Raw genomic sequence first — 12,459 nt, 5'->3', positions numbered from 1 at the left:
GGACACTTACCCGCAGGTCCTTCGCGATCACCGCACTGGCCTCACCCCGAGCGAACCGCTCCGCCGCCTGAAGCCGTAATCCCTCGCGAAACTGCTGACGTTCGGCGGTCAGCCCGCCCCCTTGTGGATACCGCATGCCCCGGTGATACCGCAGCCAACGATCCGCCATCAGCCCCTACGACACCACGAGTTCAATCTCAGTAAGCGAGCGTGCGCCGGGGAACTCGGCCACTGCAGCGATGGTGTGGCGGAGGAAGAGCGTGAAGCGGGTCGACCGGGGTCTCACTCCGGTGGTCGCAGGAGGTTCGGGGTGTCGGAGTGTGGAGTGATTATCTGATTGGTTCAGGTTTGCCCCGATATTCGGTTCCGGCGTTCCAGGAGGACACTCATGGCGATCGATCTGGACCAGGTGCTCGACAAGGCGTTGGTCGACAAGTCCCTCTCCGAGGTGCTCGCGGCTCCTGTGGCCGCGCTCAAGGGCGTCAGTGACAAGGACGGCGAGCTGTTGCGGGAGGCGTTCAGGGTCAGGACCGTCGCCGACTTCGGGCAGCTGAAGTACGTGCGGTGGGCGAAGGCGCTCGTCGGGCTGAACCAGATCGCCAAGGTCTAGGGAGGATCAGGCGGCGACCGGCGACCGGCGCGCGGTCCGGGTGGGACGTGCGGTCGCCGGGCGGTCTCGTTCGCGTACTCGGGGTTCGCGGACTCGGCTGTGGAAAAGGCCGGCCTCCTCGCCCTGGGAGGGTGAGGAGGACGGCCTTCGTCGCGGAGGCCCGGGGAGTTACTCCGCTTCGCCCTCCAGGTTGCCCTCCGTGTCCAGGTAGACCTGGCGGAGGGCTTCGAGGATCTGCGGGTCCGGCTTTTCCCACATGCCGCGCGATTCGGCTTCGAGCAGGCGCTCCGCGATGCCGTGCAGGGCCCAGGGGTTGGCCTCCTCCAGGAAGGCGCGGTTCTCCGGGTCCAGGACGTAGGTTTCCGTGAGTTTGTCGTACATCCAGTCCGCTACCACGCCCGTCGTGGCGTCGTAGCCGAAGAGGTAGTCGACGGTGGCCGCGAGTTCGAAGGCGCCCTTGTAGCCGTGGCGGCGCATCGCCTCGATCCACTTGGGGTTCACGACGCGGGCACGGAAGACCCGGCTGGTCTCTTCCACCAGGGTGCGGGTCTTGACCGTTTCGGGGCGCGTGGAGTCGCCGATGTACGCCTCCGGGGCCGTGCCGCGCAGGGCGCGGACCGTGGCCACCATGCCGCCGTGGTACTGGAAGTAGTCGTCCGAGTCCGCGATGTCGTGCTCGCGGGTGTCGGTGTTCTTCGCGGCCACCGTGATGCGCTTGTAGGCCGTTTCCATCTCGTCGCGCGCGGGGCGGCCCTCCAGGCCGCGGCCGTACGCGTACCCGCCCCACACCGTGTAGACCTCCGCGAGGTCGGCGTCCGTACGCCAGTCGCGGGAGTCGATCAGCTGGAGGATGCCGGCGCCGTACGTACCCGGGCGCGAGCCGAAGATACGGGTCGTCGCGCGGCGTTCGTCGCCGTGGAGCGCCAGATCCGCCTGGGCGTGGGCGCGGACGTAGTTCTCCGAGGCGGGCTCGTCGAGGGACGCCGCCAGGCGGACCGCGTCGTCCAGGAGGCCGATCACGTGCGGGAACGCGTCGCGGAAGAAGCCCGAGATGCGCAGCGTCACATCGATGCGCGGGCGGCCGAGCTCGGCGAGCGGGATCGCTTCGAGGCCGGTGACGCGGCGCGAGGCCTCGTCCCAGACCGGGCGGACGCCGAGCAGCGACAGCGCCTCCGCCACGTCGTCGCCCGAGGTGCGCATCGCGCTCGTGCCCCACAGGGACAGACCGACGGAGGCGGGCCATGCGCCGTTGTCCGTGCGGTAGCGGGTGAGGAGGGAGTCGGCCAGGGCCTGGCCGGTTTCCCACGCGAGGCGGGAGGGGACGGCCTTGGGGTCGACCGAGTAGAAGTTGCGGCCCGTCGGAAGGACGTTGACCAGGCCGCGCAGGGGCGAGCCCGAGGGGCCGGCGGGCACGAACCGGCCGTCCAGGGCGGCGACCACGTGGGCGATCTCGTCCACCGTGCCGGCCAGGCGGGGGACCACCTCCCGGGCGGCGAAGTCCAGTACCGCGGTGACGTCCGCGGAGTACGCCGACGCGACCGAAGCGACGGCCGACGGGTCCCAGTTCGCGTCCTCCATCGCCTGGACCAGGGCGCGGGCCGTCTCCTCGACGGCGTCCGCCGAGGTACGGGTGGCCGCGGACTCGTCGAGGCCGAGCGCCTCGCGCAGGCCGGGCAGGGCCGTCGTACCGCCCCAGATCTGACGGGCGCGCAGGATGGCGAGGACCAGGTTGACCCGGGCCGGGCCGGTCGGCGCGCCGCCCAGGACGTGCAGGCCGTCGCGGATCTGGGCGTCCTTGACCTCGCACAGCCAGCCGTCGACGTGGAGGAGGAAGTCGTCGAAGCCCTCGTCGTCCGGGCGCTCTTCGAGGCCCAGGTCGTGGTCGAGCTTCGCCGCCTGGATCAGGGTCCAGATCTGCGCGCGGATGGCCGGCAGCTTCGCCGGGTCCATGGCGGAGATCTGGGCGTACTCGTCCAGGTGCTGCTCCAGGCGCGCGATGTCCCCGTACGACTCCGCGCGGGCCATGGGCGGCACCAGGTGGTCGACGAGGGTGGCGTGCACGCGGCGCTTGGCCTGGGTGCCCTCGCCCGGGTCGTTGACCAGGAAGGGGTAGATGAGGGGGAGGTCGCCCAGGGCGGCGTCCGGGGCGCAGGAGGCGGACAGGCCCGCGTTCTTGCCCGGCAGCCACTCCAGGTTCCCGTGCTTGCCCAGGTGGATCATCGCGTCGGCGCCGAAGCCGCCGTCCTCCGCGCGGGCCTGGATCCAGCGGTACGCGGCCAGGTAGTGGTGCGAGGGCGGCAGATCGGGGTCGTGGTAGATCGCGATCGGGTTCTCGCCGAAGCCGCGCGGCGGCTGGATGAGGATCAGGAGGTTCCCGCGGCGCAGGGCCGCCAGGACGATGTCGCCCTCGGGGTTGGCCGACGTGTCGACGAACATGGTGCCGGGGGCTTCGCCCCAGTGCTCCTCGACGCTCGCGCGGAGGTCGGCGGGGAGTTCGGCGAACCAGCGCTTGTAGTCGGCGGCCGGGATGCGGACCGGGTTGCGGGCCAGCTGCTCCTCGGTCAGCCAGTCCTGGTCGTGGCCGCCGGCCTCGATCAGGGCGCGGATCAGCTCGTCGCCGTCACCGGAGACGAGGCCGGGGATCTCCGGGACGGGGCCGAAGTCGTAGCCCTCGGCGATGAGGGTGCGCAGGAGTTCCACCGCGCTGGCCGGGGTGTCCAGGCCGACCGCGTTGCCGATGCGGGAGTGCTTCGTGGGGTACGCGGAGAGGACGAGGGCGATCCTCTTGTCGCGGCGCTCGATGTGGCGCAGGCGGGCGTGGCGTACGGCGATCCCCGCGACCCGGGCGGCCCGCTCGGGGTCGGCCACGTAGGCGGGCAGGCCGTCCTCGTCGAGCTCCTTGAAGGAGAACGGGACGGTGATCAGGCGGCCGTCGAACTCGGGCACGGCGACCTGGGTGGCGGCGTCGAGGGGGGACAGACCCTCGTCGTTCTCCTCCCAGTTGCTGCGGGAGCCGGTCAGGCACAGGGCCTGGAGGATCGGCACGCCGAGCGCGGCGAGCGCGCCCGCGTCCCAGGACTCGTCGTCACCGCCCGCCGAGGCGGTGGCGGGGCGGGTGCCGCCGGCGGCGAGGACGGTGGTGACGATCGCGTCCGCGGACTCCAGTGCCTGGAGGAGCCCCGGTTCCGGGGTGCGGAGGGAGGAGACGTAGAGGGGGAGCGGTTGGGCGCCGTGGGCCTCGATGGCCTCGCAGAGGGTGTGCACGAAGGCGGTGTTGCCGCTCATCTGGTGGGCGCGGTAGTAGAGCACGGCGACCTTGGGGCCGGTGGTCCGCGGCGGCGTGGTCTCTGGCGCGGTGCGCTCCAGGGGGCCCCAGGTGGGGGCGGCGGCGGGCGGCTCGAAGCCGTGGCCGGTGAGCAGCACGGTGTCCGACAGGAAGCGGGCCAGCTGGTCGAGGTTGGCCGGGCCGCCGTGCGCGAGGTAGCCGTGCGCCTCGGCCGCGATGCCGATCGGGACCGTGGAGGCCTCCATCAGCTGGGCGTCCGGGGCCTGTTCGCCGGTCAGGACGACGACCGGGCGGGTCTGGGCGGGGGCCAGGAGCAGGTCGAGGCCGTCCTGCCAGGCGCGCAGGCCGCCGAGGAGCCGTACGACGACCAGGTCGACTCCGTCGAGGAGGCCGGGGAGGTCGTCGAGGGGAAGGCGGGAGGGGTTCGCGAACCGGTACGGGACGGGGCCGTCCGCCGTGTTCGCGGCGCGGGCGCTGAGCAGATCGGTGTCGGACGTCGACAGCAGCAGGATCATGCGGCGGCAGGCCTTCCTCGGGGTTTCCGCGCCCCGGGCAGTGAGGACAGCGGGAGTTCCTGACTCACCCCGGTCGCGGGATCGCTCCGCGGGGTTCACAGTGGCGGGACCGCGCCGGAATCGCACCGGGCTTCCTCCCATGTCGCCGTCCTCGGCGACGGCGGGCCGTGTGGTCCGCCGGGGGTCATCTTAGGGGCGGGGGCGCTGCGCTGGCTCGGGCGGGGTGGGGTCGGGGCGCTGCGCCGGCCTGGGCTTGGGCTTGGGCGGGGTGGGTGCCGGGGCTGCGCCGGCCTGGGCTTGGGCTTGGGCTTGGGCGGGGTGGGTGCCGGGGCTGGCGCGTTGTCGGGTGCGGCGCCGCTGCCGGGGCTCTGCCCCGGGCCCCGCGCCTCAAACGCCGGCGGGGCTGGATTTGGCCGGGGTGAGTTGGATGAGCTCGGGCTGGGCTGGGTGGGCTCGGGCTGGGCTGGATGGGCTCGGGCTGGGTTGGGTGGGGTCGGGTTGAGCTGGGTGGGCGGGGCTCTGCCCCGGGGCCCGCGCCTCGAACGCCGGCGGGGCTGGATTGGCAGGGGCCCGGGCCTCGAGTGCTGGTGGGGGTGGCGACGGACACAGGTCGGGGGAGGGGAATCGTGGGTATGCTCGCCGCCATGCCCCAGCCCCCTTCCGCCGCATCGCGGGACGAACCCGTCATACGGGAGCGCGGTGACGCCTGCCCCGGTGCGCTGCGGTTGCACGCGGCGGACGACGGGTTCCTGGCGCGGGTCCGGATACCGGGTGGGCTGCTCGGCGGCGCCGCGGCCCGGGTGGTGGCCGATGTCGCCGACCGGCTCGGCGACGGCCATGTCGACCTCACCTCGCGCGGCAACGTGCAGCTGCGCGGCCTCGGCGAGAGCTGCGGCGGGGAACTGGCCGAGCTGTTGGCGGGCGCTGGACTGCTGCCCGCGCCCACGCACGAGCGGGTCCGCAACATCGTTGCCTCGCCGCTGACCGGCCTCGACCGGCGGGGGCTGCCCGATGTGTCGCCCTGGGTGCCGGAGCTGGACCGGCTGCTGTGCGCGAGCGAGGCGGCGGCCGGGCTCTCCGGGCGTTTCCTCTTCGCCCTCGACGACGGCCGCGGTGACGTGACCTCGCTCGCGGCGGACGTGAACCTCACCGCACACGGCGCCGACCGGGCCCTGCTGTGGGCGGGGGACCCGCGGGAAGCGGTTCTCGTCTCCGCGCAGGACGCTCCCCGGGCCGCCCTGACGGCCGCCGAGTGCTTTCTCGACGCCGTACGGGACGCCGGGACCAAGGCCTGGCGGGTGGCCGAGTTGCCCCCCCAACACGCCCTCCTGGGTGTGGGGTTGGCCGCTCGGCTGGCCGCTGCGGGGATCGGTGCGACCCCCGCGACCGCACCGCCACCGCGGCCCGGACAGCCGCCCGAGCCCGGCATCGTGCCCGGCACCGCCGACACCTCCGCGCTCTGCGTGCTCGCGCCCCTCGGGCGGCTGACCACCGCGCAGTGGCGTCAGCTGGCCGACCTCACGGGCCGGGTCCGCCTGACTCCCTGGCGGGGCGTCGTCGTCCCCGGCCTGCCGGCCGATGCGGCCGCGGGCGCGCTCGCCGCGCTCGCCGAAGCAGGGCTGGTCGCCGCGCCCGACAGTCCCTGGCGGTCCGTCACCGCCTGTACCGGCAAGCCCGGTTGCGCCAAGGCACTCGCCGACGTACGCGCCGACGCGCAAGCCGTCATGGAACGGGCCCGGGGGCCGCTGGCCGTCCACTGGTCCGGATGCGAGCGGCGGTGCGGGCACCCGCGCGGCGCCGCCTGGGTGGACCTGGTCGCCACCCCCGCCGGATACGCCCTGCACGTCGAAGGCCGCGACGCGCGACACGGCGTACCCGACCATTCGCTCGCCCGTGCCCTTGCCGACGCACGCAACGCACCGCACGCACGGAGCACACCGCACGCAGATCACGTAACTGACAACCTCCCGGTTCTTGAAGACGCACAGCCCGAAGACGCAGTGCAGAAATGAGCGAGTACACCGTGTTCGAGTACGAGAAGGACGGCGCCGCGATCTACCGCCAGTCCTTTGCCACGATCCGCGCCGAGGCGGACCTCTCCGGGCTGCCCGCCTCGGTCGCCCAGGTCGCGGTGCGCATGATCCACGCCTGCGGAATGACCGACCTGCCGCAGGACCTCGGTTACACGCCCGAGGTGGTGCTGCGGGCCCGCGCCGCGCTGGAGGCGGGTGCGCCGATCCTGTGCGACGTACAGATGGTCGCCAGCGGGGTCACCCGCAAGCGGCTGCCCGCCGGCAACGACGTGATCTGCACCCTCTCCGACCCGGCCGTGCCCGACCTCGCCGCGAAGATGGGCACCACGCGCAGCGCCGCCGCCCTCGAAGTCTGGCGCGACCGCGGGCTGTTGGAGGGCTCGGTGATCGCCGTCGGCAACGCGCCCACCGCGCTGTTCCGCCTGCTGGAGATGATCGATGAGGGCGCCCCGCGCCCGGCCGCCGTCATCGGCGTCCCCGTCGGCTTCATCGGCGCCGCCGAGTCCAAGGACGCCCTCGCCGCCCACCCCTCGGGGCTCGACCACCTGATCGTGCGCGGCCGGCGGGGCGGCAGCGCCATCGCCGCGGCCGCCGTCAACGCCATTGCGAGCGTGGCCGAATGAGCACCGCCACCACCCGGGCCAAGGGCCGCCTCTACGGGGTCGGGCTCGGGCCCGGCGACCCGAACCTGATGACCCTGCGGGCCGTCGAGGTGATAGGCGAGGCGGACGTCGTCGCTTACCACAGCGCCCGGCACGGGCGGTCCATCGCCCGCTCGATCGCCGCGAAGCACCTGCGCGCGGACCACGTGGAGGAACCGCTGGTCTACCCGGTCACCACCGAGACCACCGACCATCCCGGGGGCTACCAGGGCGCGATGGAGGAGTTCTACGAGTCCGCCGCCGCCCGCCTGGCCGCCCACCTGGACGCCGGCCGGACCGTCGCGGTGCTGGCGGAGGGCGACCCGCTCTTCTACAGCTCGTACATGCACATGCACAAGCGGCTCGCGCACCGGTACGAGACCGAGGTCATCCCCGGCGTCACCTCGGTGAGCGCCGCCGCCGCCCGGCTCGGCACGCCGCTCGTGGAGGGTGAGGAGGTCCTGACCATCCTCCCCGGCACCCTGCCCGAAGAGGAACTCACCGCCCGCCTCGCCGCCACCGACTCGGCGGTCGTGATGAAGCTCGGCCGGACCTTCCCCGCCGTACGGGGCGCGATGGAGAACAGCGGCCGGCTCGCCGAGGCCCGCTACGTCGAGCGCGCCACCATGGCCGGCGAGCGCACCGGATCGCTGGCCGATACCGACCCGGAGAGCGTGCCCTACTTCGCCGTCGCCGTGGTCCCCAGCCGGATCGGCAACCCGGGCAGCGTGCCGTCCGGCCCCGGCGAGGTCGTGGTCGTCGGCACCGGCCCGGCGGGCCCGCTGTGGCTCACCCCGCAGACCCGGCGCGCGCTGGCCGACGCCGAGGTGCTGGTCGGCTACACGACGTACCTGGACCGGGTTCCCGTGAAGCCTGGCCAGATCCGGCACGGCTCCGACAACAAGGTGGAGTCGGAGCGCGCCGAGTTCGCCCTCGACCTCGCCCGGCGCGGGAAGCGGGTGGCCGTCGTCTCCGGGGGCGACCCGGGCGTCTTCGCCATGGCCACGGCGGTCCTCGAAGTGGCCGGGCAGGCGGAGTACAAGGACGTGCCCGTACGGGTCCTGCCGGGCGTGACCGCGGCCAACGCGGCGGCCGCCGCCGCCGGCGCCCCGCTCGGCCACGACTACGCCACCATCTCCCTCTCGGACCGGCTCAAGCCGTGGGAGGTCATCGCGGAGCGGCTGCGCGCGGCCGCCTCGGCCGACCTGGTGCTCGCCCTCTACAACCCCGGCTCGCGCAGCCGGACATGGCAGGTGGCGCAGGCCCGCGAGCTGCTGCTGGAGCTGCGCGCGCCCGGGACCCCGGTGGTCGTCGCGCGCGACGTGGGCGGCCCGGAGCAGTCGGTGCGGATCGTCACGCTCGCCGAACTGGAGCCGTCCGAGGTGGACATGCGGACCATCCTGCTGATCGGCTCCTCGCAGACCCAGGTCACCGAGCGGGCCGACGGGTCGAGGATCACGTGGACGCCGCGCCGGTACCCGTAACCCGGCTCCGCCGGGCACCGGGCTCCGCCCGGACCCTCCCCCAGCTACCGCTGGGAGGTGCCCCCTGCCTCAAACGCCGGCGGGGCTGAGGTGGGCCGGCGGAGCTGAGGTGGGCCGGCGGGGCTGAGGGGCTACGAAGTTGCCGTGCTGTCGAGCCAGTTCAGGGCCCCGGCCACCGAGTCCGCCTCCGGTACGCCCTCCGGGACCGCCGGGCGGCGGACGACGAGGACCGGGACGCCCGCCTCGCGGGCGGCGGTCAGTTTGGGGGAGGTCGCCGAGCCCCCGCTGTCCTTGGTGACCAGGACGTCGATCCGGTGACGGGCGAGCAGCTCCCGCTCGTCGGTCAGGGTGAACGGCCCCCGGGCCAGCAGGACTTCGAGCTGTGGCGGCGTCGGCGCGGCCGGAGGATCCACCGAACGCACCAGGAACCAGGTGTCGGTGAGGTGTGCGAAGGCGTGCAGGCCCATCCGGCCGGTGGTCAGGAAGACCCGGCGGCCGAGGCCCGGCAGCAGGGCGGCCGCCTCGGCGAGGGAGTCCGCGAACGCCCACGCGTCGCCCGGGCCGGGCGACCAGCCGGGGCGGCGCAGCGCCAGCAGCGGGACGCCCGAAAGCGCCGCCGCCCCGGCCGCGTTGAAGCTCATGCGCTCCGCGAAGGGGTGGGTGGCGTCGACCAGGTGGCTGACCCGGTGGGCGGCGATCCAGGCCGCCAGCCCGCCCGGCCCGCCGAAGCCGCCGATCCGGGTCTCGCCCGGCGGGAGCACGGGCGAGCTGACCCGGCCCGCCAGCGAGGTGGTCACCCGGTACGAGGTGTCGTGCGCCAGCGCCTCCGCCAGGCGGCGGGCCTCCGTGGTGCCGCCCAGGATCAGGACGTGCCGTTCCGGGCCGCGGCCCGGACCCGGGCCCGGAGCCGGTTCAGCAGGCATGCCGGTCGCGCTCGGGGGAGTACAGGTGGCTGTCGCGGAACTGCTCCGCGCCCAGCGTGCGGCCCACCACGATGACGGCGGTGCGGACGAGGCCCGCCTCCTTCACCTGGGCGGCGATGTCGGCCAGGGTGCCGCGCAGGATCAGCTCGTCGGGGCGGCTGGCCATCGCCACCACCGCCACCGGGCACTCGGCCCCGTAGTGCGGCAGCAGCTCGTCGACGACCCGGTCCACGTAGCGGGTGGCCAGGTGCAGCACGAGCAGCGCGCCGCTGCGGCCCAGGGTGGCGAGGTCCTCGCCGGGCGGCATCGGCGTGGCCTGCTGGGCGATCCGGGTCAGGATCACCGTCTGGCCGACCGTCGGGACCGTCAGCTCCCGCTTGAGGGCGGCCGCCGCCGCGGCGAAGGCCGGTACGCCCGGGACGACCTCGTAGGGGATGCCGGCCGCGTCGAGCCGCCGCATCTGCTCCGCGACCGCGCTGAAGATCGACGGGTCGCCGGAGTGCAGCCGCGCCACGTCCTGGCCCGCCGCGTGGGCCCGTACGCACTCGGCGATGATCTCGTCCAGGTTCAGCTGCGAGGTGTCCACCAGCCGGGCGTCCGCCGGGCACTCGGCCAGCAGCTCGCGCGGCACGAGGCTGCCCGCGTACAGGCAGACCGGGGCGGCGGCCAGGGTCCGGGCACCGCGCACCGTGATCAGGTCGGCGGCGCCGGGGCCCGCACCGATGAAGTACACGGTCATGTTCGATCCTTCTCCGTAGATGCCGTAGATGCCGTAGATGTGGGTGCCCCCGGCGCCTTGGGTGACTTCGTCACCGACCACTGGGTGACCGGCATCGCCTGCCGCCAGCCCGTGAAACCGCCCACCGGCACGGCGTGCGCGACGGCGAGCTTCACCAGTTCGCCGCCGTGACGGCGGTAGCGGTCGGTGAGGACCGCCTCCGACTCCAGGGTGACGGTGTTGACCACCAGCCGGCCGCCGGGGGCCAGCGCCGCCCACGCCGCGTCCAGCAGGCCCGGTGTGGTCAGCCCGCCGCCGATGAACACCGCGTCCGGGGCGGGGAGTCCGGCGAGTGCCTCCGGAGCGGAGCCGATGACCACGCGCAGGCCGGGTACGCCGAGGGCCGCCGCGTTACGGGTGATCCGCGCGGCCCTCTCCGGTACGCGCTCCACCGCCACCGCCCGGCACGAGGGGTGCGTCCGCATCCACTCGATGCCGATGGAGCCGGAGCCGCCGCCGATGTCCCACAGCAGCTCGCCGGGGGCGGGGGCCAGCGCGCACAGGGTCGCGGCCCGGACGTGGCGCTTGGTGAGCTGCCCGTCGTGTTCGTACGCGGGATCCGGCAGGCCGGGGGTCGCGCCGAGCCGCGGCGCGGCGTGGGCCGGATCCCGGCGGCAGTCGAGGGCCACCACGTTCAGGGGATCGCCGGGCGCGTGGTCCCAGCTGTCGGCCAGGCCCTCGTACGCGTCCTCGCGCTCGGACCCGAGCTGCTCCAGCACCCGCATTCGGCTCGGGCCGAAGCCCCGCTCTCGAAGCAGAGCGGCGATCTCGTTCGGGGACGCCGCTCCGGCGCTGAGGACCAGCACCCGGCGCCCCTCGTAGAGCGCGGCCGCGAGGCGGGCCACGGGGCGGCCGACCACCGTGATCACCTCGGTGTCCTCCACCGGCCAGCCGAGGCGGGCACAGGCGTAGGAGACGGACGAAGGGTGCGGGTGGACCAGCAGGGACCGCGGCCCGAGCTCCTCGGCAAGGGCGCGGCCGATCCCGTAGAACATCGGGTCCCCGCTGGCCAGCACCGCGATCCGGCGGCCGGCGTGCTCGGCCATCAGCTTCGGCACGGCGGGGCGCAGCGGGCTCGGCCACGCCACCCGGTCACCGGCGCACTCGGTGGACGGCAGCAGGTCCAGCTGGCGCGGGCCGCCGATCAGCACCTCGGCCGAGGACAGCGCGGACCGCGCGGCGGCGATGAGCCCGGCCCAGCCGTCGGCGCCGAGGCCGACGACCGTCACGGGTATGGGGGGCGGTGCGGAGCTCACGGCGCGGTACCTCGGGGACGGGATGGGAAAGACGGCGGACCCGCAGCCTACTGGCCTGCGGATCCGGGGCCGCGGCCGGGTTTCCTGGGGCTCCGCCCCAGACCCCGCGCCTCAAACGCCGGCGAGGCTGGAAGTGGGCGCCCCGATGTGAGTCCGTCCGCCCCCGGGTGCCTCCGGGCGCCCCGGCTTGGGCCTGACCCGAACACCACCGGCGCAGGAGACTCTGCGGCATGAACGACGACGATACGGACAACCACCCAGAGGCCAGCGCCCGCGACCACGCGGTGGTCCGGTCCCCGCGGGGCCGGTCCGGCGTCAGGACGGGTCGGGGTCGGGGCGCAGCGAGCGCCAGATGTGGTCCGGGAGGTAGCGGGCGGCCTCGGTGAGGTCGATCTCGTAGGTGCTGGAGAGCCAGCGCCGGGCGGCCTCCGCGAGGGGGCCCATGACCAGGACCTCGATGACGGGGGCCGGGAGGGGGGCGATCTCGCCGCGCCGCATGCGCACTTCCAGCCACCGCATGATGGCCGCGAACTTCTCCGCCTTGGCGGCGCCGATCTCCTCGGCGTGGGCCACGAGGTAGCCGGAGTAGGCGGAGGCGTGCAGGAACAGGGCCACGTCCCGGTGTTCCTGGGTGAACGTCAGGTAGGCCGTCACCCACGCGCGCACACCGGTGCGGGCGGTGCGGCACCGGGTGAGGGCGGTGACCATGTCGTCGCACAGCTGGTCCATGCACCGGATGTAGAGCGCGGCGGCGAGACCGTCGAAACTGCCGAAGTGGTGGTAGAGGCTGCCGAGGCTGACCCCACTGGCCGAGACGACCGCGTTCACCGTGAACCCCTGCTGGCCGGACTCGGCGAACACCCGCAGCGCGGTGGTGAGGAGGAGGTCGACGGTGGCCTCGCCGCGCTGTTGCTTAGGAGACATGGTGCGGTC

Annotated in this window: 9 protein-coding genes, 1 pseudogene and 1 riboswitch; of the genes and pseudogenes, 4 read left to right on the top strand and 6 right to left on the bottom strand. The window is 74.0% G+C overall.

Features of this window, described 5'->3' with window-relative positions; genetic code table 11:
* Positions 1-136: pseudogene (locus ACZ4TV_RS23865) on the bottom strand (IS630 family transposase); the annotation flags it as partial.
* Positions 137-388: 252 nt separating this feature from the next.
* Here ACZ4TV_RS23865 and ACZ4TV_RS23860 point away from each other — a divergent pair.
* Positions 389-610: a hypothetical protein gene (locus ACZ4TV_RS23860; protein ID WP_468136811.1), complete on the top strand. Its 222-nt coding sequence runs from the start codon at positions 389-391 to the stop codon at positions 608-610.
* Between the two features lie 168 nt (positions 611-778).
* On the opposite strand, the gene cobN is transcribed toward ACZ4TV_RS23860, so the two are convergent.
* Positions 779-4,411 carry a cobaltochelatase subunit CobN gene (cobN, locus tag ACZ4TV_RS23855; RefSeq protein ID WP_468136809.1) on the bottom strand — a complete coding sequence of 1,211 codons (3,633 nt, stop codon included), beginning with the start codon at positions 4,409-4,411 and terminating at the stop codon, positions 779-781.
* Positions 4,412-4,464: 53 nt separating this feature from the next.
* Positions 4,465-4,569: riboswitch (cobalamin riboswitch) on the bottom strand.
* Between the two features lie 486 nt (positions 4,570-5,055).
* On the opposite strand from cobN, the gene cobG reads away from it, so the two are divergent.
* From cobG to ACZ4TV_RS23840, 3 genes are read left to right on the top strand one after another with little or no spacing between them, the layout of a single operon-like run.
* Positions 5,056-6,423, top strand: coding sequence for a precorrin-3B synthase (gene cobG / locus ACZ4TV_RS23850; RefSeq protein WP_468136808.1), 1,368 nt, complete (start codon positions 5,056-5,058; stop codon positions 6,421-6,423).
* Positions 6,420-7,067 carry a precorrin-8X methylmutase gene (locus ACZ4TV_RS23845; RefSeq protein ID WP_468136806.1) on the top strand — a complete coding sequence of 216 codons (648 nt, stop codon included), beginning with the start codon at positions 6,420-6,422 and terminating at the stop codon, positions 7,065-7,067. The genes cobG and ACZ4TV_RS23845 overlap by 4 nt, the downstream gene beginning before the upstream one ends.
* Positions 7,064-8,569, top strand: coding sequence for a precorrin-2 C(20)-methyltransferase (locus tag ACZ4TV_RS23840; protein ID WP_468136804.1), 1,506 nt, complete (start codon positions 7,064-7,066; stop codon positions 8,567-8,569). Before ACZ4TV_RS23845 ends, ACZ4TV_RS23840 begins: the two co-directional genes overlap by 4 nt.
* A 131-nt stretch (positions 8,570-8,700) precedes the next feature.
* Here ACZ4TV_RS23840 and ACZ4TV_RS23835 read toward each other — a convergent pair whose 3' ends face one another.
* The 4 genes from ACZ4TV_RS23835 to ACZ4TV_RS23820 all read right to left on the bottom strand — a co-directional run bounded on the left by ACZ4TV_RS23835 (position 8,701) and on the right by ACZ4TV_RS23820 (position 12,450).
* Positions 8,701-9,492, bottom strand: a complete 792-nt coding sequence (locus tag ACZ4TV_RS23835; RefSeq protein ID WP_468136803.1) for a cobalt-precorrin-6A reductase — start codon at positions 9,490-9,492, stop codon at positions 8,701-8,703.
* A complete protein-coding gene (gene cobM / locus ACZ4TV_RS23830; RefSeq protein WP_468136801.1) occupies positions 9,482-10,231 on the bottom strand; it encodes a precorrin-4 C(11)-methyltransferase in 750 nt (249 codons plus the stop codon). Before cobM ends, ACZ4TV_RS23835 begins: the two co-directional genes overlap by 11 nt.
* Complete coding sequence (gene cbiE / locus ACZ4TV_RS23825) at positions 10,228-11,526, bottom strand: precorrin-6y C5,15-methyltransferase (decarboxylating) subunit CbiE (protein WP_468136800.1); 1,299 nt, start codon at positions 11,524-11,526, stop codon at positions 10,228-10,230. Before cbiE ends, cobM begins: the two co-directional genes overlap by 4 nt.
* 315 nt (positions 11,527-11,841) lie before the next feature.
* Complete coding sequence (locus ACZ4TV_RS23820) at positions 11,842-12,450, bottom strand: TetR/AcrR family transcriptional regulator (protein WP_468136799.1); 609 nt, start codon at positions 12,448-12,450, stop codon at positions 11,842-11,844.
* Positions 12,451-12,459: the final 9 nt, after the last annotated feature.

The organism is Streptomyces sp. NPDC028910 (assembly GCF_055564955.1).
The sequence above is the reverse complement of the archived record's forward strand: the minus strand, read 5'-3'. Positions and strand labels throughout refer to the sequence as shown.

Coding starts and splice junctions, on each gene's coding strand:
- cobM (WP_468136801.1), bottom strand. CDS start 10,231: ATGACCGTGTACTTCATCGGTGCGGGCCCCGGCGCCGCCGACCTGATC.
- ACZ4TV_RS23835 (WP_468136803.1), bottom strand. CDS start 9,492: ATGCCTGCTGAACCGGCTCCGGGCCCGGGTCCGGGCCGCGGCCCGGAA.
- cobN (WP_468136809.1), bottom strand. CDS start 4,411: ATGATCCTGCTGCTGTCGACGTCCGACACCGATCTGCTCAGCGCCCGC.
- ACZ4TV_RS23820 (WP_468136799.1), bottom strand. CDS start 12,450: ATGTCTCCTAAGCAACAGCGCGGCGAGGCCACCGTCGACCTCCTCCTC.
- cobG (WP_468136808.1), top strand. CDS start 5,056: ATGCCCCAGCCCCCTTCCGCCGCATCGCGGGACGAACCCGTCATACGG.
- ACZ4TV_RS23845 (WP_468136806.1), top strand. CDS start 6,420: ATGAGCGAGTACACCGTGTTCGAGTACGAGAAGGACGGCGCCGCGATC.
- ACZ4TV_RS23840 (WP_468136804.1), top strand. CDS start 7,064: ATGAGCACCGCCACCACCCGGGCCAAGGGCCGCCTCTACGGGGTCGGG.
- ACZ4TV_RS23860 (WP_468136811.1), top strand. CDS start 389: ATGGCGATCGATCTGGACCAGGTGCTCGACAAGGCGTTGGTCGACAAG.